This is a genomic window from Rhizobium herbae (assembly GCF_017873135.1).
Lineage (GTDB): Bacteria > Pseudomonadota > Alphaproteobacteria > Rhizobiales > Rhizobiaceae > Pararhizobium > Pararhizobium herbae.
Genome location: NZ_JAGGJV010000002.1, coordinates 190,907 through 211,537 on the forward strand (window position 1 = coordinate 190,907; position 20,631 = coordinate 211,537).

Sequence of the window (20,631 nt, forward strand, 5' to 3'; positions counted from 1 at the left end):
GGTGACGCGCGGGACGTCAGGAGAAAGATATTTCAAACCCACAATCGCGGCGCACCGCATCGACTGGCTGGAGTTTACCGCATCCCGGCAGGGCGGGGAAAATTCAGGCCTGGCGGACCGATTTCAGGGAGAAGGTATCGGCATCGATCGGCTTGCCGGTGAGGCTGTCGATATAAACCGGCAGCGCGGCGGCGCCGGTTTCCGTGTCGGTGATCCGCATCGTCACGCCGCGATCGGCGAAATGGCGGTTGCCGAACATGGAGAGCGCGATCAAAAGCGGCTGCAACTCGCGGCCCATGTCGGTCAGCAGATATTCGTAGCGGACCGGGCGATCCTGATAGGCGCGCTTTTCCAGCAGACCGGCCTCGACCAGCGATTTCAGCCGGCGGGTCAGGATATTGGGCGCAATGCCGGTACTCTTCTGGAATTCGTCGAACTTGGTGCGGCCGAAGAAGACGTCGCGCAGGATGAGAATGCTCCACCATTCGCCGACCCGGTCGAGGGTACGGGCGATGGGGCAGGTCATGTCATCGAAGCTCTTGCGTTGCATGGCTCCTCAATAGAGCCTGGACTTGCACCATGCAAGTCGGGTCGGACGAAGCTCATTCGCCGTTGACGCGGCGCATCGCTTCGAGAATGGCGCCCTTGGTCCCGTGGCCGGTCTTGTAAAGCCCGAGCATGACGGTGGCGGCATCGCGGCCGTCATCGCTATCGAGCGTAGTGCTCGTCCGTTCGCACCATTCCTCCAGCGCGCCGCAGACCACTTCGATTTCGCTCTGATTCAAGGCCATGTCCGACAGAAACGACATTGCTCCACCCTATCGTTCGAAACACACCTAGTTTGGAATGATAGTGTAGAGCCATCGAACACGATGACAATTCCCAGATTTAGGGGGTTGGCAACCCGGCACTCGACCGGGGCCACCGTGCAGGGGCTGGACCTGACGGACTGTTGCGTCAGGTCATTCCGCGGCGACCGCGGACGCCTCGAGAAGGGACGCGGCGATGGCCATCGCCAGCAGCTTTCCCTTCGCCCGGATCGTACTGCTGTCAAGATCGCGAGCCGAAAGCGCGAGGTCCATGCCCTCGCGCATCAGGATCTGTTGTGCCCTGTAAACCGCCCAGTTTTCGACGTCGTCGCGCTTCCGCATGGCGCTTGCCCCCAGCTAAATCATTTAGCGTTGTCGTTCAGCTCTCAGTCCGGCCTGAACGCAGGCACATGAGGCGAATCACCCGAGCACGTGAACAGAATGCGACATTTCCTTGAATTCGGAAGCAGAACTTTTGAGCGATGATTAATTGGGGTGAAACGCCGCCTCATGCGTTGCGCAGCCGGCCTTCCAGCAGATCGAGCACGGCCCGGCCCGCCTCCATGACATTGGTTCCGGGACCGAAGACGGCGGCGACGCCATGGTCCATCAGGAACTGGTAATCCTGCCTCGGCACGACGCCGCCGCAGACGACGATGACATCGCCGCCGCCCTTGGTTTTCAGCGTTTCGACCAGTTGCGGCAGCAGCGTCTTGTGGCCGGCGGCCAGCGACGAGACGCCGACGACATGGACTTTCGCTGAAAGCGCCATGTCGGCCGCTTCCTCCGGCGTCTGGAACAGCGGGCCGGCCAGAACGTCGAAGCCGATATCGCCGAAGGCCGACGCGATGATCTTGGCGCCGCGGTCGTGGCCGTCCTGGCCGAGCTTGGCGACCATGATCTTCGGCTTGCGGCCGATCGCCCGCGTGAAGTCGGAAAGCCGGGCGGCGAGTGTCGCCAGTTCCGGCTCGTCCCTGTAGGCGTGGCCATAGATGTCGCTGACCACTTCCGGAACGGCCGTGTGATCGCCGAAGACGGTGCGCAGGGCATCGGAGATTTCGCCAACGGTGGCACGGGCGCGAGCCGCGGTCACGGCGGCTTCGAGGATATTGCCGTCTCCGCTGCGCGCCACCTGCGTCAGGGCTTCGAGCGCGGCGGTGACTTCTGCCGTATCGCGCCGCCGCCGGGTCTCCTCGATGCGCCTGATCTGGGACGTGCGGACGGCGGCATTGTCGATGTCGAGGATGTCGTGGTCGTCTTCGGTTTCGAGCCGGTATTTGTTGACCCCGACGATCACTTCTTCACCCTTGTCGACGGCGGCCTGGCGGCGGGTGGCGGCCTCCTCGATCAGCCGCTTCGGCAGGCCATCGGCCACGGCCTTGGTCATGCCGCCCAACGCTTCCACCTCTTCCATCAGCGCCCAGGCCTTGTCGGCAAGCTCGGCCGTCAGGCTTTCGACGTAATAGGAGCCGGCCAAGGGATCGACCACCTTGGTGACGCCGGTCTCGTGCTGGAGGATGAGCTGGGTGTTGCGGGCGATGCGCGAGGAGAATTCGGTCGGCAGCGCGATCGCCTCGTCGAAGGAATTGGTGTGCAGCGACTGGGTACCGCCAAGCACGGCCGACATCGCCTCGAAGGCGGTGCGGATGATGTTGTTGTAGGGGTCCTGTTCGGCAAGCGAGACGCCGGAGGTCTGGCAATGGGTGCGCAGCATCAGCGAGGACTGTTTCTTCGGATGAAAGCCTTCCATGATCCGGGTCCAGAGCAGCCTTGCGGCACGCAGCTTGGCGGCCTCCATGAAGAAGTTCATGCCGATGGCGAAGAAGAACGACAGGCGACCGGCGAATTCGTCGACACTCAGGCCCTTGGCGATGGCTGCCCGGACATATTCGCGGCCGTCGGCGAGCGTGAAGGCGAGTTCCTGCACCAGCGTCGCGCCGGCCTCCTGCATGTGATAGCCGGAGATCGAGATCGAATTGAACTTCGGCATTTCGCGGGCGGTATAGTCGATGATGTCGGCGACGATCCGCATCGAGGGCTCGGGCGGATAGATATAGGTGTTGCGGACCATGAACTCCTTGAGGATGTCGTTCTGGATGGTGCCGGACAGCTCCGAACGCGGCACGCCCTGTTCCTCGCCGGCGACGATGAAGGAGGCGAGGATCGGGATGACCGCGCCGTTCATGGTCATCGAGACCGAGATCTTTTCGAGCGGTATGCCGTCGAACAGGATCTTCATGTCCTCGACCGAATCGATCGCCACGCCCGCCTTGCCGACATCGCCCTCGACGCGGGGATGGTCAGAATCATAGCCGCGATGGGTGGCAAGGTCGAAGGCGACGGAGACGCCCTGCTGGCCGGCGGCGAGCGCCTTGCGGTAGAAGGCGTTCGAAGCCTCGGCGGTCGAGAACCCGGCATATTGGCGGATCGTCCAGGGCCGCCCGGCATACATGGTGGCGCGCGGGCCGCGGGTGAACGGCGCAAGGCCCGGCAGCGAGCCAAGATGGCCGGCGGTCTCCAGATCGGCTTCCGTATAGAGCGGTTTGACGGCGATTCCCTCGGGGGTCTGCCAGGTGAGGCTGTCGGGCGAGGACTTGAGTTCGCGTTCGGCGAGGGCGGCCCAATCTTGCAACGTTTTACTGCTCGTCATGATTCATTCCTTCCGCGCCTTAACAATGCACAAAGCTGCAGCTTCAGGCGTCCATTCCTCTCCCATAATACTCGAAGCAAAAATCGCGGCCGGGCCAGCTTTCACGAACTATCTCCACAGCTTCCAAAATCGCTTTTTTGGTGCGGCTTGTTTGAACTCCAAAGCATAAAATGAGAATGAGTTCACCAAATCATGTCTCACGCCGGAGATTGTCCGAAATAACTCCACGGGGACCTCGAAGTAGAAGTCCACGTCATCGACACCTTCTTGGCTAATTTTTGCTTCTTCACGAAGCGTGGTGACGGTCGCGGTTATCGTATCAGGTACGTCGCCGGTTAGAGAAACGTGATCAAGCCCGTATTCCGGATTGTGTGCAACGCTCCATACCTGTTTTCCTCCCCTGAAGAAGGAAGTGCTGCAGAACATTGTGGTTTCACAGACATCGCACGCTAATAAACTGATGTCGTTGGATATTCTAATATAGTCGGGCTCAGAGAGACTGCCTTTCCGCCAATTTTGCCAGATCAGATAAGAGCTTTCATTTATAGAAGCGCCGCTGAATTGCTCTTCGTTGTAAGAGTCTTCCGTGGTGCTCTCGGTAAATCCCGCAGCATCCAAAATCGCAGTTTTCGAAGATTCTCGGAAGTAGAGTATCGAGCATCTGAATCCCATCACTCGAACTCCATGATCAATTCATCCACCGCCAGGCTTGCACCGGCAGCGACCGCGACCCGCTTGACCACGCCCCGGCGTTCGGCGCGCAAAATGTTCTCCATCTTCATTGCCTCCACCGTCGCCAGCGTCTGGCCGGCTTCCACGGTTTCGCCCTGGGTCACGGCAACCGCGGTGATGACGCCGGGCATCGGGCAGAGCAGCATTTTCGAGGTGTCCGGCGGCTCCTTCTTCGGCATCAGCCGGGCAAGTTCAGCGACGCGCGGGCTGCGGACATGGGCGCGCACGTCGATGCCGCGCCAGCGCAGGCGGATGGCGGTGCCCGAAAGGTCGATCTTCACGCCCATGGCCGTGCCGCCGACATTGAAGGTGGCGTGACTGCGGCCGGGCGTCCAGTCGCCGGCAACGGCGAATGCATTGCCATCCGAAAGCTCGACATAGGCGCCATCGGCGGATGCATTGAGCGTCACGGCATGCTCCTGGCCCGCAAAGGTGACGACCCAGTCCTTGCCGATCACCCGGCGGTGATTGCCGATCGTGCCGGAAATCTGCGCCGCGCGGCTCTGCAGCGCCTGATGGACGAGCGCTGCGACCGCGACCAGTTTTTGCGCCGACGCCGGGTCCGGTTCGACCCCGTGGAAACCGTCCGGAAATTCTTCGACGATGAAGGCGGTGGTGATCCGGCCGGCGCGAAACCGGTCGTGCTGCATGACGGCCGACAGGAAGGGCAGGTTATGGCCGATGCCCTCGACCTCGAAGTCATCGAGTGCCGCGGACATGGCATCGATCGCCGTCAGCCGGTCCGGCGCCCAGGTGCAGAGTTTCGCCACCATCGGATCGTAATACATCGAGATCTCGCCGCCTTCGAAGACGCCGGTATCGTTGCGCACGATGGTGCCGTCGGCATGCGCGCCTTCCTTCGGCGGACGATAGCGCGTGAGACGCCCGATCGAGGGCAGGAAGTTGCGGTAGGGATCCTCGGCATAGAGCCGGCTTTCGATCGCCCAGCCGTTGAGATGCACGTCGTTCTGGCCGAAGGGCAGTTTTTCGCCCGCAGCCACACGGATCATCTGCTCGACCAGATCGATGCCAGTGATCAGTTCGGTCACCGGATGCTCGACCTGAAGGCGGGTGTTCATTTCGAGGAAGTAGAAATTGCGGTCGCCGTCGACGATGAATTCGACGGTGCCGGCCGAATGATAGCCGACCGCCTTCGACAGGGCGACCGCCTGTTCGCCCATGGCGCGGCGGGTCTTTTCGTCGAGGAAAGGTGAGGGGGCTTCCTCGATGACCTTCTGATTTCGCCGCTGGATCGAGCATTCGCGCTCGCCGAGATAGAGAACGGTGCCGTGCGTGTCGCCGAGCACCTGGATTTCGATATGGCGCGGCTGGGTGACGAATTTCTCGATGAAGATGCGGTCGTCGCCGAACGAAGCCTTGGCCTCGTTCTTCGAGGATTGAAATCCTTCGCGCGCTTCCCCGTCGTTCCAGGCGATGCGCATGCCCTTGCCGCCGCCGCCGGCCGATGCCTTGATCATCACCGGATAGCCGATTTCGCCGGCGATCTTGACGGCCTCTTCGGCATCGGCGATCAGGCCCATATGGCCGGGTACGGTGGAGACGCCGGCTTCCGCGGCGAGCTTCTTCGAGGTGATCTTGTCGCCCATCGCCTGGATCGCGCCCACCGGCGGGCCGATGAAGGCGACGCCTTGCTTCTCCAGCGCCTGCGCAAAGACGGCATTTTCCGACAGGAAGCCGTAACCCGGATGCACCGCATCGGCGCCGGTCTTTTTGATCGCCTCAAGAATCCTGTCGATGACGATATAGGACTGGCTGGACGGCGCCGGCCCGATATGCACCGCTTCGTCGGCTTGTCTCACATGCAGCGCATCGGCATCCGCGTCGGAATAGACGGCGACGGTGGCGATGCCCATCTTCTTCGCCGTCCTGATGATCCGGCAGGCGATTTCGCCGCGATTGGCGATGAGGATTTTAGAGATCATTTTTTATTCACCATCCAAAGCAGCCAATTTCTCGCGCAAGGTAGGAAGGTGGCTTTTCTGAAGTGTGATCGGCTTTCTCTTACTGATATAGTTAATCGCTCTCTCTATTTCCGACTTGGATTTGGCTTTGGCCGTAATAGCGCGAGCAGTAACTCTTGCAGTCATTATCTCAGAATCTGGAAGCGTAAAAAATTCTTCGGCGGATATTTCACGCGTCGTTGCTATGGGCTTCGCAGATGGTTCTTTATTTTGTATTAGGCCGATAATGTCAGATACAGCCTTTTCTATATTTCCTATCCGATCCTCTTCTGTTTTTTTCGGCTCCGTTGTCTTCTTTTTCGTGCTATTTATATCTTCTATTTGACCATCTAAATTTGGCCACCAAGTCTCAAAAGTTCTGGAGAATACGATCTCTGTTAGAGCGTCATCATCGCTCAATCCTTCAAATAAAGAGGTCATCACGCTGTTAATGCCAGATTTGTCTAGATTAACGCATTGAAATTGGTTCAATGGACTACTGGAAAGCTCAAGTAGTTTCATGCCGCACAATATTGGCATCACCCTGGATCTTTCCAGGTGCTTTGCTAAAGCTCCGGCCTCGAAATTTATCCATGGCCGATCTTTATTTTCAGATGTTAGAATTACGATACCAAAATCGATCTGATCAAGGGCACTATTGATTTTATTCTGCCAGCGTTCTCCAGCACCTATATCATGCGCGGAGACAAAAACCTCACACGATTGAATGACGCATGGAATCCAATCTCGCAATGCGATGGCCAAGTGTTTTGAATAATCGCCTGACCAGCTGATGAAAATCTTCATTATTTATATCCTCCAAGGGTATTACATTGTATTTATGCTTACTTGAGGATCAAGCTTCCTCGAAGGCTTGCGGGAAGTTCTTGCGGGCCAGGGGCTCGTTGAGCTTCAGCAGTCCCTCGTATGAGGCCGGATCGAAGCCTCTTTCCGCCGGCAGCAGTTCGCGCCCGAACAGGCGGCACAACCGTTCTCCGTCCAGATTGCCGCGCTGGAACGGCGTCGTGCCGAAATACTGCCAGAGGGCCTGCACGAAGCCGATGTCGGCAAGTGCCACCGTCTGGTCCATGGTCCGCTGCCGCGGCCAGGCCGTCAAAGGAGTGACCCTGGAATTGGCCCGGCGCAGCGTGAATTGCCACTGGGTTCCGAGCAGTCCGGGTGGAAAGCCGCGATGCTTGGGCATTTCAGGGGTCTTGGCCATGGCGTCACACTTCCATCACGTCTTCAAAGGCTTCCGGGAAACTCTTGCGTCCCACCCGTTCATCGATCCGCAGCAAGGCCTCATAGGACGTCGGATCGAACGGCTCCTCGGCCGGCACGACCTCGCGGCCGAACAACAGGTTGAGCCGTCCGGCATCGAGATTGCCGCGTTCGAACGGCTCGGCGCCGAAATGGTGCCAGAGGGCGTGCAGGAAGGCGGCGTCCACCCGGTGTTCGATCGAGTTCGGGCGGGCGAGGCGCTGCAGAGCTTTCAGCGGCGTCACCCCTTTCTCGTTTGCGCGCCGGATGGTGAAATGATGGCCATGGCCCGGCATGCCGGAGGGAAAGCCTCGGTGTTTCGTCATGTCGGGCCGTTTGGGCATTCCGGTTTCCTTCAGGCCTTGGTCTGATCTGGGGCGATCTTGTCCTGCGTCTTCGTCTCGAAGTCGGAGGCGTCGTGGCGTTCGTGCAATTGTTCTGACGGATCGCCCATCATCCGGTTGACGATGCGGCCGCGCTTGACGGCCGGACGATCGGCGATTTCAGCGGTCCAGCGCTGGACATGCTTGTAGCTTTGAACGTCGAGGAAAGTGCCGGATTCGCCATACTGCTTGCCCTGTGCCAGATTGCCGTACCACGGCCAGATGGCGATGTCGGCGATCGAATAGTCGCTGCCTGCCATGTAGCGGTTGTCGGCGAGATGCCGGTCGAGCACGTCGAGCTGGCGTTTCACTTCCATGGCGAAACGGTCGATCGCGTACTGGATATGCATCGGGGCATAGGCATAGAAATGGCCGAAACCGCCGCCGAGATAGGGCGCGGACGCCATCTGCCAGAACAGCCAGTTCATCGTTTCGGTGCGCGCCTTGTGGTCTTTGGGCAGGAAGGCGCCGAACTTGTCGGCGAGATAAAGCAGTATCGAGCCCGATTCGAAGACGCGGGTCGGCTCCGGCGTCGAGCGGTCCATCAGGGCCGGGATCTTCGAGTTCGGATTGACGTCGACGAAGCCGGAGCCGAACTGGTCGCCATCGCCGATCCTGATCAGCCAGGCATCGTATTCCGCGCCCGCGTGGCCGGCAGCCAGAAGCTCTTCCAGCATGATGGTGACCTTGACGCCGTTCGGCGTCGCCAGCGAATACAGCTGCAGCGGATGTTTGCCGACCGGCAGCACCTTGTCGTGGGTCGGGCCGGCAATCGGCCGGTTGATATTGGCGAACGCGCCGCCATTCGCCTTGTCCCAGGTCCAGACTTTTGGGACTTCGTAGCCGGCGGGGAAATTGTCGGCTGGGGATTTTTCGGTCATGTATTTGGTCCTTGATAGTGGCTTGAGAAATCAAATGCAACGATGGGCATATAGGGAGGCGTCGTCTGCATTTTTCCTCGATCAGCGGCTGATTTCAACACCATTGGCGGCGGGGCGGGTGGATGTCACGGCAGACCGCCCTCAGGCTCGATGGCGATATAGGCAGGAGGCACCGTATCGGTCAGCCAGACGCCATTATCCGCCTGGAAGAACGAAATGCCCTCAGAAAACATCCGCCCGGCATCAATAGTCAGCACCACCGGCTTACCGTGCCGCTGGCCGACTTTCTCGGCTGTCAGCATATCGGACGACAGGTGGACCTGTTGGCGCTCACCAGCCAGCAGACCCTTCTCCCGGATACTGTCCAGGAAACGGGTCGCTGTCCCGTGATAAAGGATCGGCGGCGGCTCGATGGGGGCATGGCCAAGCGCGACGGGGACGGAATGTCCCTGTGCGGCCCGAATGCGTTTCCCGTCCTCGGAAATCTTGAACCGCTTCTTGTCGCTTTCCGTGACGACGGCATGAAGAGTGTCGATATCGAGCGGCTGGTTCGCGGCGTTCGCCTTGTCGATCAGGTCGGCAATGTCCGCCCAGCCGTTGACGTCCAGCGTCAAGCCGATGCTTTCCGGCGCATGGCGCAGCACATAACTCAGGAATTTGCTTGTCTGGACCGACATCAGTTTTCTCCGGCCGATCCCGTCACAACGGGATCGTGTCGTGCTTGCGCCACAGCTGTTCCTTGCGCTTGTTCCTCAGCGAGGCGAACGCCCGGGCGATGCGGCGCCGGGAGGAATGCGGCATGATCACCTCGTCGATGAAGCCGCGTTCGGCGGCGACGAAAGGGTTGGCGAAGCGGGTTTCGTATTCGCTCGTGCGAGCGGCGATCTTGTCTGCGTCGCCAAGTTCCGAGCGGTAGAGGATTTCAGTCGCCCCTTTAGCACCCATGACGGCGATCTCGGCGGTCGGCCAGGCATAGTTGACGTCGGCACCGATATGCTTGGAGGCCATGACGTCATAGGCGCCGCCATAGGCCTTGCGGGTGATCAGCGTGACCATCGGCACAGTCGCCTGTGAATAGGCAAACAGCAGCTTGGCGCCGTGCTTGATGACGCCGCCATATTCCTGCGCCACGCCGGGCAGGAAGCCGGGCACGTCGACCAGCGTCAGGATCGGGATCGAGAAGGCATCGCAGAAGCGGACGAAGCGGGCAGCTTTACGGGAACTGTCGATGTCGAGGCAGCCGGCCAGCACCATCGGCTGGTTGGCGACGACGCCGACGCTCTCCCCTTCCAGCCGGATGAAGCCGGTGATGATGTTGCGGGCAAAGGCTTCCTGCAGCTCGAAGAAATCGCCTTCGTCGGCGATTGCGTGGATCAGTTCCTTCATGTCGTAGGGCTTGGCGGAACTATCCGGGATCAGCGTATCGAGGCGCATTTCGATGCGGGCGGGATCATCGTGGAAGGGGCGGACCGGCGGTTTCTCGCGGTTGTTGAGGGGCAGGAAATCGAACAGCAGGCGCACCTGCTCCAGCGTCTCGATGTCGTTCTCGTAGGCCGCGTCGGCGACGGAGGATTTTTTCGTATGGGTGCCGGCGCCACCGAGTTCCTCGGCCGTGACGATCTCGTTGGTGACGGTCTTCACCACGTCGGGGCCGGTGACGAACATGTAGGAGGAATCGCGCACCATGAAGATGAAGTCGGTCATGGCCGGCGAATAGACGGCGCCGCCGGCGCAGGGGCCCATGATGACGGAAATCTGCGGAATGACGCCGGAGGCCTCGGCATTGCGGCGAAACACTTCGGCGTAGCCGGCAAGCGAGGCGACGCCTTCCTGGATGCGGGCGCCGCCCGAATCGTTCAGCCCGATGACGGGAGCGCCGTTGCGCACCGCCATGTCCATGATCTTACAGATTTTCTGCGCGTGAGTCTCCGACAGCGAGCCGCCGAGCACGGTGAAATCCTGCGAGAAGACATAGACCTGGCGACCGTTGATCGTGCCCCAGCCGGTAACGACGCCGTCGCCCGCGACCTTCTGCTCGGCCATGCCGAAATCGACGGCACGGTGGGTGACGTACATGTCGTATTCTTCGAAGGAGCCTTCGTCGAGCAGCACCTCGATGCGCTCGCGCGCCGTCAGCTTGCCCTTGGCATGCTGCGCGTCGATACGCTTCTGCCCGCCGCCGAGACGGGCCTCGGCGCGACGCGCTTCCACGGTTTCGATGATGTTGCGCATGTCCCCTCCCGTCGTCTTTGTCTCTTGCTTAGCCGGAAACAGGGACGAAGGAAATCGCCGATCGCGCAAGCGGGGAGCCAATCGCAAAAACTTAAGTATGACAGGGCAAGCGACGACTGCGCTGGATGCAAGGCTCTTCCGGTTGCCAAAAGAGGTCCTGCACCGTGCCGTTCAGATCGAGCTTCGCAGGGTCGCCTCGCCGAACAGAAAGTCCCGTACCGGCCGTTCCGGATCGGTGAATTCATAGAGCCACCGGTTGAAGGGAAGTTTGACAAGCGCGTCCTTGGACAGTTTCCGGATCGCGACCTGCTCGCAGTCCGTGGCGGGATTGGCCAGCCTGCCGCACATGGCCTGCGGGCTGTCGATCATACGATAGGTGTGTCCATCGGCAACCAGCGCGGTCGTCGGGTGCATCAACAGGGAAGCGGGTGGAACGACCACCAGGCGCAGCCCACCCAACCAGACGGTAATGATGAAAAGGAGCAAAAAGCCGGTCACGGCCTGCAATAGGATCTTCATAAATTAGACACCCGTAAAACGAGCGATGTGCTCAGGATGTGTACGGTTACATGCAACGGCGACGATGAAGAAGGTGTCGGGGTTATTTATCCTGGGTTGTGGTTTCCAAAACCATAAGCGAGTGGGTCGCTCCGCGCGAACTGTCAAATGGCCCGGCTATTCCAGCCGCCGCCGGAACAGCCAGGCGGCGGCGCTGAGCGTGACGATGGCGATCAGGCAGAGCGGAATGGTCTGGTTCACCACTTCGGCAAGGCTGATGTCTTTCAGGAAGACGCCCTTCACGATGATCAGGAAATAGCGCAGCGGGTTGACCAGCGTCACCGGTTGCAGCCATTCGGGCATGTTCTCGATCGGCGTGGCGAAACCGGACAAGAGCATGGCGGGCACCATGAACAGGAAGGCGCCGAGGATGGCCTGCTGCTGCGTCATCGACAGCGCCGATATGAACAGTCCGATGCCGACGACGGAGGCGAGATAGAAGATCGCGCTGCCATAGAGCAGGACCAGCGATCCCCTGAGCGGCAGATCGAAGATGAAGATGGCCGCGAGGATATAGGCGGTGATGTGGAAGAGGCCGATCATCATCGGCGGCAGGAGTTTTCCAATCAGGATCTCGTGGACGCGCAGCGGCGAGACCATCAGTTGGTCGAACGTGCCGAGTTCGCGCTCGCGCGCGATCGACAGCGCCGTGACGATCAGGCCGATCAGCAGCGCGATGCTGGCGATCAGGTTCGGCACCATGAACCATTGATAGGTGAGGTTGGGATTGAACCAGTTGCGCGGGATCGTCGAGACCGTGCGCGCGGCGCCGCGTTTGCCGGCCGGTGTCTCGGCGGCGAGGGTTCCGGCAATCTGCGTGAGGTAGCCGGAGACGATCTGCGAGGCGTTCGAGCGGCGCCCGTCGAGGATGAGCTGCAGGTCGACCGGCGTTCCGGCCTCGATGCCGCGGGAGAAATCCGGGCCGATCTCGACGGCGGCGATGACCTCCTGAGCATCGATCGCCGCGCGCACCTGCTCAGGATTGGCAGCCATCTCGATCCGGCGGAAGGTCGGCGACCCCTCGATGCGCTCGACCAGTTCCTGCCCCCAGTGGCCGCTATCGCGGTTGAGGATCATCACGTCGACATTGCGCACCTCGAGCGTCGCCGCATAGGAAAAGACGAGCAGTTGCAGGATCGGCGGGCCGATCAGGATGGCGCGGCTCTTCGGGTCGCGCAGTACCGCCAGCAATTCCTTGACGATCAGGGCTCGAAGCCGCGTCCACCACATCAGCCGATCCTCTTGCGCGTGCTGCGGGCGGCAGCCAGGAAAAACACCGTACCGATCAGGAGCATGACGGCCATCGAATGCAGGAACATCGGCCAGATGTCGCCGGCGAGGAACACGGTCTGCAGGCTCGGGATCAGATAGCGGGCGGGCACGATGAAGGTGATCCACTGGATGACGGTGGGCATGGAATTGATTTCGAACAGGAAGCCGGACAAGAGGAAGGCCGGCAGGAAGGCGGAGATCAGCGCCAGCTGCGAGGCGAGGAACTGGTTCTTCGTCGCCGCCGAAATCAACAGCCCCTGGCCAAGCGCCGGGACAAGGAACGTCGCCGACAGGGCATACAGCGCCAGCACCGAGCCGCGGAACGGCACGCCGAACAGGAAGACCGCCAGCAGCACGCAGAGCGTCATCGAGACGAGGCTGAGGATGAAATAGGGGAAGATCTTGCCGATCAACAGCTCGATCGCCGTCACCGGCGTCGCCATCATCGCTTCCATCGTGCCGCGCTCCCATTCGCGGGCGACGACCAGTGAGGTCAGCAGCGTGCCGACCAGCGTCATGACGATGGCGATCGAGCCGGGCACGAGGAAATAGCGGCTGGTGAGTTCCGGATTGAACCAGAAGCGCTGCTCGATGGAAATGGTGTTCGAACCCTCGGACACCAGCGCCTGGCGCTGCCGTTCCCAATTGGCGACGGTGCCCTGCGCATAGTTCTGGACGAAATTTGCCGTATTGGGCTCCGAGCCGTCGACGATCACCTGGATGCGCGGGCGATTGCCGGCGGCATAATCGGTGGTGAAATTGGCGGGGATGACGAGGATGCCGCGAATGCGGCCGTTGACGAGGTCCTCCTCGAAAACCCGGCGGTCCTGGCTGGTGGTGACGGAGAAATAGCGTGACGCCTGGAAGCTGGCGGCAAGCGCCTGGGTCAGCGGCGTGGTTTCCTCCATGACGAGGCCGACGCGGGTGCGGGTGGTATCGAGCGAAACGCCGTAACCGAACAGGAAGAGCAGGATCAGCGGCAGCACGAAGGCGATCAGGACCGTGCTGGGGTCGCGCACGGCCTGATAGCTCTCCTTGCGCACAAGGGCTGCAAATCGCCTGATCCTGTCCGATGACGCGCTCATGCGGCTTCCTTCGTTTGCGCTTCCGACCGCTCGATCAGCGCGATGAAGGCGTCTTCCATGGTCGGATCCGGTTGATCCGTGGTGACGACCCCTGCTTTCAGCTCGTCGGGCGAGCCGAGCGCGATGGAGCGGCCGCGATAGATCAGCGAGATCCGGTCGCAATATTCGGCCTCCTCCATGAAATGGGTGGTAACCAGCACGGTGACGCCCTTTTCGACCAGCGCGTTGATATGCGTCCAGAATTCGCGTCGCGTGATGGGGTCGACGCCGGAGGTGGGCTCGTCGAGGAACAGTGCCCGCGGTTCGTGCATGACGGCGCAGGCGAGCGCCAGACGCTGTTTCAGGCCGAGCGGCAGATCCTTGGAGGATTGCCCGGCATGGCGGCCGAAATCGAAGATCTCGTTCATCAGCGCAACGCGCTCGCGCTTTCGCTGGCCGGACAGGCCATAGACGCCGGCGAAGAAATCGAGGTTCTGGCCGATGCTGAGATCGCCGTAGAGTGAAAACTTCTGGGCCATGTAGCCGAGCTGGTTGCGCGCTTCCGCGGCATCCCGGCGCAGATCGAAACCGGCAACGCGGCCTTCGCCGGCGGTCGGTTTCAACAGGCCGCAGAGCATCTTGAAGGTGGTGGATTTGCCGGCGCCATTGGGGCCGAGCAGGCCGAAGATCTCGCCGCGGCGGATATCGAAGGTGATGTCGTCTGCTGCGGTGAAGTCGCCGAAGCGTTTTGTCAGTCCCTTCGCCTCGATGACAGGCCGCTCGTCCCTGGCCGTGAGCGTCTGCTGGGCCTCGGCAAGTTTGGAGCGACCGCCTGGGCCGCCGCCGAGCATATCGACGAAAGCGTCCTCGAAGCGCGGCGGCGCGGGGGAAGCCTTCGCGCCGTCGCCGGCCGACAGGATTTCCGGCTTGGCACCGTCACGGGTGACGATCCTGATGGCCTCGCCCTGGATGACGCCGTCGATGATACCGTCTTCGTCGAGCAGCTTTGCCAGCACCTGCCGCTTGCGGCCAACAATGCCGGAGACCTTGAAGACCCGGTTCTCCACCCGGGCGGTCATGTCCGCCGGCTTGCCGGAGAAGAGAAGCTTGCCCTGATTGAGCAAAAGCACACCATCGCAGGCCTCGGCCTCGTCCAGATAGGCGGTCGACCAGACGACGCCGATGCCTTCATTGGTCAGGTTCTCGACCATTTTCCAGAGTTCCCGGCGCGAGATCGGATCGACGCCGACGCCCGGTTCGTCGAGCAAAAGCAGGCGCGGCTTCTTGAGCAGCGCGCAGGCAAGCCCCAGCTTCTGCTTCATGCCGCCGGAGAGCTTTCCCGCCAGACGGCTTGTGAAGCGCTTGAGGTCGGTGAAGGTCAGAAGCTCGTCGAAGACCGCCGCGCGCTCGGCTTTCGGCAGACCGCGCAGATCGGCATAGAGATCGAGATTCTCCTGCACCGACAGGTCCTCGTAGAGCCCGAACCGCTGCGGCATATAGCCGATCGACGCCTGGATTGCGGCGGGATCTTTGGCGGTATCGAAGCCGAGGACTTCGACGGTGCCGCCGTCGGGCAGCATCAGGCTGGTCATGAGCCGGATCAGCGTCGTCTTGCCGGCGCCGTCCGGGCCGACAAGCCCGGTGATTTCGCCGCCAAGGATGGAGCCCGAAACGGCATCGAGCGCGGGTGCCGCGTCTCCGAAACGCTTGGTCACGTCAGACAGCCGGACCAGTTCGGCTTTGCCGGCTCCGGTGGTCATTGTCCGTCTGCCGCAGTTGAGGGAAAGCGCACGGTGACTGGCATGCCCTGGCGCAGGTCTTCACCCGGCTTGTCGATGACGATGCGCAGGCGATAGACGAGGTCGGTGCGAAGTTCCGGCGTTTCCACCGTCTTCGGGGTGAATTCGGCGACCGGCGAAATGAAGCCGATCGTGCCGTCATAGGCGTCGTCCGGGCGGGTATCGGAGCTGACCTTGACCTTCATGCCGGGATGGATACGGCCGAGATCGGGCTCGGAGACATAGGTCCGCACCCAGACCGGCTGGGTCAGCGACAGCACGAAGACGATATCGGCCGGTGCGACGATCGCGCCGGTTTCGCGCACCCGCGACAGGACAATGCCGTCATTCGGCGCGCGCAGTTCCGTATCCTCCAGGGATGTGCGGGCCGATTCCAATGCACCTTCGGCGGCCTGCAGCTGCGCGGCAGCCGTGGCGATATCCTCGACGCGGCTGCCTTCCTCGATCAGCTTCAACGCTTCTTTGGCGGATTCGGCGCGGGCTGCTGCCATGGCCTTGGCGGCGACGGCCTGATCGAAAGCCGCCTGCGAAATCGTTCCGCGCGGGCGGAGCTGCCGGGCACGGTCGAGCTCGAGTTCGGCATTCTGGAGATCGGCAAGGCTCGCATTGTAGGCGGCGCGCGTCTGGGCGATTTCGGTCGGACGCGGTCCCGCCTTCAGCTTGTCGAGCGTGGCGCGAAGCGCTGCGACATTGGCGTCCGCCGAGCGGACGGCATAGTCGTAGGGCCGGCCGTCGAGCTTGGCCAGCACGGTGCCGCTCCTGATGACATCGCCCTCATCGGCGGTGACCTCCGAGAGGCGGCCGTTGACACGAAAGCCAAGCGAAACCTGGCGGATATCGACATTGCCGTAGAGGACGAAGTCTTTCCGGCCAGCGTCCTGCCATCCGAGTTTTGCCGGCAGTTCGAACCACCAGGCGCCGCCGCCCGCTGCCGCGAGCAGCAGAATGAGAACGACGATCTTTTTCATTGAGCACCTCCTTTGACAGGCTCGAGTACGGCGACGAGTTCGGCGGCAAGCTTGCGCAGGGTTGCGACCTCGTCCGGGCCGGCTCTGTCCCATTCCATCTGGGCAAGGACTGCGGCATGCGCCATGCGAAAGACCATGATGCTGCCGATAAAGGAAAAGGCACGCAGCCGCACATGCTCTGAAGCCGGATCCTCGCCAAGGATGGTTCCGATCAGCCGTCGGGCAATCTCGATCATCGGCCGCATGATGCCCTGGTAGACCCGGGTGAAGGCTTCGGTCGGCTCCATCTGCTCGCGGATGATGAAGCGCGCCCAGGATTCGGACGTCTTGCTGACAAAGAGTGCGACCATCGTCTGGGCGATCTCGGAGAGGTAGATGCGGGCTTCCGCGGGCGTCATGCTTTCGCGCGATGCATCGAGCGCTGCGATGCGGGCGCCGACCTTTTGGCGCATGTCGCCGATATGGCTGCCGATCATCTCCGTCAGATACTCGGCGGTGGCGATATAGAGGCCTTCCTTGCCGGAAAAATAATAGGGAATGGCCTGCAGGTTGACGCCCGCCGCATCGGCAAGCTGCCTTGTCGAGGCGCCATCGAAGCCATAGCGGCCGAAGACGTCGAGCGCGGCTGCGAGCAGCTTTTCGCGCGTCGCGTCGCGGCGGGATGACGGAGTATTTGGATCGGTTTCAATTTTAGACATGGTGCATATATAGATCGAGTTACGAAATAAGTCAATCGAATGAATTATCAAAAATCGAATAACGTTCTTTCCGCCAGCATCTTGCAGGGCAGGCACAAGAAAGGACCGTGGAGACGGCCCTTTTGCATCGGTTTATGTCGGAGAGGATTCTGTCGGACCGGATCGGTGCATCTCGCTCATCACCCCCTTGAGGCGGTCGTCGACATGATCATCGATGGCAGGGAGCGGGCGGACAATGCCGCCCGCTCCGGATGGCTCAGGCGAGTATGGCCGTCAGCGCCGACATGACGGTGTTCTGGTCGTCCGCCGTCAGTTGCGCATACATCGGGATCGAGATCGTCCGGCTGTAATAGTCCTCGGCATTTGGAAACGACGCGCGGTCAAACCCCATGCGGACGTAATACGGCTGGCGATAGACCGGGATATAGTGGACGTTCACGCCGATGCCGGCGGCGCGCAGGGCGTCGAAGGCCTGTCTTCTGTTCACCGGCGCTTCGTCGGTAAGCAGGATCGGATAGAGATGCAGCCCGGAGCGCTGGAAATCCGGTTGATAGGGCAGGGTCAGCGGCAGATGCGCGAGACCCTGATCGTAGATCTTGCGCCGCTCGTGGCGGGCATCGATGAACGAATCGAGCCGGGCGAACTGACTGGTGCCGAGTGCTGCCTGAATGTCGGTCATGCGGTAGTTGTAGCCGAGTTCAAGCTGCTCGTAGTACCAGGGGCCTTCCGAACCGTTTTCCATGCGCGACGCATCGCGGGTGATGCCATGGGTGCGCAGGGTGAACAGGCGGTGCGCCAGTTCCGGATCGTTGGTGGTGGCAAGCCCGCCCTCCGCCGTGGTGATGATCTTGACGGGGTGGAAGGAGAACACGCAGATATCGCTATGGGCGCAATTGCCGACGTGCGCATTGTGATAGCTGCCGCCGATCGCGTGGCTGGCATCCTCGATGATGCGGAAGCCATACGTGTCGCGCAGCCTGGCGAGCCGGACCATGTCGCAGGACTGGCCGGCAAAGTGCACGGGAACGACGATCTTCGGCAGCTTGCCGTCACGCTCGGCGGCTTCGAGCTTTGCCTCGAGAGCGTCGAGGCACATATTGTAGGTCGTCTTGTCGATATCGACGAAATCGACCTGCGCACCGCAGTAAAGAGCGGCGTTCGCCGACGCCACAAACGTGATCGGCGAGGTCCAGAGCCAGTCGCCCGGCCCGAGATCCAGCGCCATACAGGCCACATGCAGCGCGGCGGTCGCCGAGCTCATGGCGACGCCGTAGGTGCTGCCGCAGTAACCGGAAATCGCGGCTTCGAAGGCCGCGATGGCCGGTCCCTGGGTGATGAAGTCGCTCAAAAGGGCTGCGCGGACGGCTTCGACGTCCGCGTCGCTGATATCCTGACGACCGTAGGGGATCATTGCTGTGCGATCTCGTTGAAGGCGCGGATTTCCTCGACCGTCATGAAATGCGGGTTGGTGCCGGAATCATAGCCGTGGCCTTCTTCGACGAGCGTGCCCTTTTCACCCAGAACATTCTCGCTGAACTTGACGTCACGGTCGAAGAACTTGATCGTCGGCTGAATGACGAAATGGTCGGAGAATTCCAGCGTCAGATGGCTGTCGTCGGCCGGGCACATGACTTCATGCAGCTTCTCGCCCGGGCGGATGCCGACGACGTGCTGTTCGAGGCCGGGAGCGATGGCCGACGCGAGGTCGGTGACACGAACCGACGGGATTTTCGGGACGAAGATTTCGCCGCCATGCATGCGCTCGAAGTTCTTCAGGACGAAATCGACGCCCTGTTGCAGCGAAATCCAGAAACGCGTCATGCGCGGATCAGTAATCGGTAGGCTGGTTGCGCCCTGAGCGACGAGGTTTTCGAAGAACGGCACGACGGAGCCGCGCGAACCGACCACGTTGCCATAACGAACGACGCCGAAACGCGTTACCTTGGAACCGGTCATGTTGTTGGCCGCGACGAACAGCTTGTCGGAGGCAAGCTTGCTGGCGCCGTAGAGGTTGATCGGGTTGGCTGCCTTGTCCGTCGACAGCGCGATCACCTTCTTGACGTTGTTCTGCAGCGAAGCGGTAATGACATTCTGCGCGCCGTCAACATTGGTCTTGATGCATTCGAGCGGGTTGTATTCGGCGGCTGGCACATGTTTGAGGGCCGCGGCGTGAATGACGTAATCGACGCCTTCCATCGCAACGCCGAGGCGTTGTCCGTCGCGCACGTCGCCGATGAGGTAGCGCATCTGCGGCGCATTGAAGGTCTGCGCCATCTCGTACTGCTTCAACTCGTCGCGCGAATAGACGATAATCTTGCGCGGCTTGTAACGGGCAAGCAGCGTGCTGACATATTTTTTGCCAAAACTTCCGGTGCCGCCGGTAATAAGGATATTCTTGTCGTTAAACATCTTTTTTCACTCTTGTTTTCTTTGTTGCGTACCCATTATGGGACACTGTTAGCCTGGGCAACGACTTTATCGCGTTTGTCTCGCCAATTTTGGGTGCAAACGGGAACAGTGCCTCGATGAACGTTCCAGTCACCTAGCTCGGTGATCAGTTACTTACATTTGAATGCCTGCAAATGAAACGGTCTGTTCGCTATTTGTAACTGAACAGAACCCCTTCCGCCTGTCCCGACGCGATCACCGAGCGCACGGCATCAAAAAGCTCGCTCGTTCGAGCAACGCGCAATCCAGGCCCCTCCTTCGGCCTGCTTCCGCGGTAAATCCCCGCCTCCCATAAACGCTTCTCCATTCCCTCAACGTCTGTCAAAACACCCTTTTCGAGATCGCGCACGAAAATGGAAAATGTTCTCGTATCCGGGCTGCCGTCCCATCCCGTATATTTTCCCGAAAAATCCTTGTGGTAACGGTAAGGCACGTCGCACATTTCCTCGACGTGGTGATAAAAGGTCATGCTGTTCTGGCCGGGCATATCAAGAACGGCAACCTTTCCATTCAGTTCAATAATTTTTCCGAACGGAGAGTCCTTCCCGTAGGCGCTCTTGTTGGCAATCGTGGAGAACTGGTCCTTCGCGGCGCCGATCACCGCGAAGGAATAGACGGGATGACCTGTCCGCACAGCTCCAGGATAGGCTCTCGCGGCCTCGGTAAGGGTGCCCATGTGGGACGGCGTTTCGCGGATGTCGAAATCGGCTCCTTTGCAGAAGTCGAAGTTGAACAACGGAAATATAACCGTGCCGCCCGGCCCGACGGCATCGATGAACGATTGAAGGATCTGGGCAGGCGAATAGCCCAGAGCGCATGTTCTTTTGATGCTGCTGTGAATAAGGACGACATCGTTCTCGTCAAGTCCCGCGTCTTTCCATTGGCGCGTCAAAAATTCTGTCACGGCAGTCGTTCC

21 protein-coding genes are annotated in these 20,631 nt (G+C 60.8%); all 21 read right to left on the reverse strand.

Annotated elements, in window-relative coordinates:
* Nucleotides 1–103 precede the first annotated feature (103 nt).
* A complete protein-coding gene (locus J2Z75_RS06240; protein WP_209849352.1) occupies nucleotides 104–550 on the reverse strand; it encodes a winged helix-turn-helix transcriptional regulator in 447 nt (148 codons plus the stop codon).
* Between the two features lie 52 nt (nucleotides 551–602).
* Nucleotides 603–809 (reverse strand): hypothetical protein, encoded by a 207-nt coding sequence (locus J2Z75_RS06245; RefSeq protein ID WP_209849354.1) that lies wholly within the window; start codon nucleotides 807–809, stop codon nucleotides 603–605.
* A 153-nt stretch (nucleotides 810–962) separates the two neighbouring features.
* Nucleotides 963–1,151: a hypothetical protein gene (locus J2Z75_RS06250; protein ID WP_209849355.1), complete on the reverse strand. Its 189-nt coding sequence runs from the start codon at nucleotides 1,149–1,151 to the stop codon at nucleotides 963–965.
* Between the two features lie 166 nt (nucleotides 1,152–1,317).
* Nucleotides 1,318–3,459, reverse strand: coding sequence for a methylmalonyl-CoA mutase (scpA, locus tag J2Z75_RS06255; RefSeq protein ID WP_209849356.1), 2,142 nt, complete (start codon nucleotides 3,457–3,459; stop codon nucleotides 1,318–1,320).
* A 108-nt stretch (nucleotides 3,460–3,567) separates the two neighbouring features.
* Complete coding sequence (locus J2Z75_RS06260) at nucleotides 3,568–4,131, reverse strand: hypothetical protein (RefSeq protein ID WP_209849357.1); 564 nt, start codon at nucleotides 4,129–4,131, stop codon at nucleotides 3,568–3,570.
* Entirely contained in the window at nucleotides 4,131–6,134 is a 2,004-nt protein-coding gene (locus J2Z75_RS06265; RefSeq protein WP_209849359.1) for an acetyl-CoA carboxylase biotin carboxylase subunit, read from the reverse strand. Before J2Z75_RS06265 ends, J2Z75_RS06260 begins: the two co-directional genes overlap by 1 nt.
* Before the next feature lie 3 nt (nucleotides 6,135–6,137).
* Entirely contained in the window at nucleotides 6,138–6,959 is an 822-nt protein-coding gene (locus J2Z75_RS06270) for a toll/interleukin-1 receptor domain-containing protein (RefSeq protein WP_209849362.1), read from the reverse strand.
* A gap of 49 nt (nucleotides 6,960–7,008) precedes the next feature.
* The gene (locus tag J2Z75_RS06275) at nucleotides 7,009–7,374 is read right to left on the reverse strand and encodes a hypothetical protein (protein ID WP_209849363.1); all 366 of its coding nucleotides are present in this window, start codon (nucleotides 7,372–7,374) and stop codon (nucleotides 7,009–7,011) included.
* A gap of 4 nt (nucleotides 7,375–7,378) precedes the next feature.
* Nucleotides 7,379–7,756, reverse strand: a complete 378-nt coding sequence (locus J2Z75_RS06280; protein WP_209849365.1) for a hypothetical protein — start codon at nucleotides 7,754–7,756, stop codon at nucleotides 7,379–7,381.
* Between the two features lie 11 nt (nucleotides 7,757–7,767).
* Nucleotides 7,768–8,676: a glutathione-dependent disulfide-bond oxidoreductase gene (gene yghU, locus J2Z75_RS06285; protein WP_209849367.1), complete on the reverse strand. Its 909-nt coding sequence runs from the start codon at nucleotides 8,674–8,676 to the stop codon at nucleotides 7,768–7,770.
* 125 nt (nucleotides 8,677–8,801) lie between these two features.
* Entirely contained in the window at nucleotides 8,802–9,353 is a 552-nt protein-coding gene (locus tag J2Z75_RS06290; protein ID WP_209849370.1) for an RNA 2'-phosphotransferase, read from the reverse strand.
* A 22-nt stretch (nucleotides 9,354–9,375) separates the two neighbouring features.
* Entirely contained in the window at nucleotides 9,376–10,908 is a 1,533-nt protein-coding gene (locus J2Z75_RS06295; protein WP_209849373.1) for an acyl-CoA carboxylase subunit beta, read from the reverse strand.
* A gap of 171 nt (nucleotides 10,909–11,079) precedes the next feature.
* A complete protein-coding gene (locus tag J2Z75_RS06300; protein ID WP_209849375.1) occupies nucleotides 11,080–11,427 on the reverse strand; it encodes a hypothetical protein in 348 nt (115 codons plus the stop codon).
* A gap of 156 nt (nucleotides 11,428–11,583) precedes the next feature.
* Nucleotides 11,584–12,696, reverse strand: a complete 1,113-nt coding sequence (locus J2Z75_RS06305; protein WP_209849377.1) for an ABC transporter permease — start codon at nucleotides 12,694–12,696, stop codon at nucleotides 11,584–11,586.
* A complete protein-coding gene (locus J2Z75_RS06310; protein ID WP_209849380.1) occupies nucleotides 12,696–13,823 on the reverse strand; it encodes an ABC transporter permease in 1,128 nt (375 codons plus the stop codon). The genes J2Z75_RS06305 and J2Z75_RS06310 overlap by 1 nt, the downstream gene beginning before the upstream one ends.
* Nucleotides 13,820–15,562 carry an ATP-binding cassette domain-containing protein gene (locus J2Z75_RS06315; protein WP_209849382.1) on the reverse strand — a complete coding sequence of 581 codons (1,743 nt, stop codon included), beginning with the start codon at nucleotides 15,560–15,562 and terminating at the stop codon, nucleotides 13,820–13,822. The genes J2Z75_RS06310 and J2Z75_RS06315 overlap by 4 nt, the downstream gene beginning before the upstream one ends.
* A complete protein-coding gene (gene hlyD / locus J2Z75_RS06320; RefSeq protein ID WP_209849386.1) occupies nucleotides 15,559–16,569 on the reverse strand; it encodes a secretion protein HlyD in 1,011 nt (336 codons plus the stop codon). Before hlyD ends, J2Z75_RS06315 begins: the two co-directional genes overlap by 4 nt.
* On the reverse strand, nucleotides 16,566–17,267 hold the full coding sequence (locus J2Z75_RS06325) for a CerR family C-terminal domain-containing protein (protein ID WP_209849389.1): 702 nt from the start codon (nucleotides 17,265–17,267) through the stop codon (nucleotides 16,566–16,568). The genes hlyD and J2Z75_RS06325 overlap by 4 nt, the downstream gene beginning before the upstream one ends.
* Nucleotides 17,268–17,523: 256 nt before the next feature.
* Entirely contained in the window at nucleotides 17,524–18,678 is a 1,155-nt protein-coding gene (pseC, locus tag J2Z75_RS06330) for a UDP-4-amino-4,6-dideoxy-N-acetyl-beta-L-altrosamine transaminase (RefSeq protein ID WP_209849392.1), read from the reverse strand.
* Nucleotides 18,675–19,676, reverse strand: a complete 1,002-nt coding sequence (gene pseB / locus J2Z75_RS06335; RefSeq protein WP_209849395.1) for a UDP-N-acetylglucosamine 4,6-dehydratase (inverting) — start codon at nucleotides 19,674–19,676, stop codon at nucleotides 18,675–18,677. Before pseB ends, pseC begins: the two co-directional genes overlap by 4 nt.
* A gap of 190 nt (nucleotides 19,677–19,866) precedes the next feature.
* Nucleotides 19,867–20,619: an AAC(3) family N-acetyltransferase gene (locus tag J2Z75_RS06340; RefSeq protein WP_209849398.1), complete on the reverse strand. Its 753-nt coding sequence runs from the start codon at nucleotides 20,617–20,619 to the stop codon at nucleotides 19,867–19,869.
* Nucleotides 20,620–20,631 lie beyond the last annotated feature (12 nt).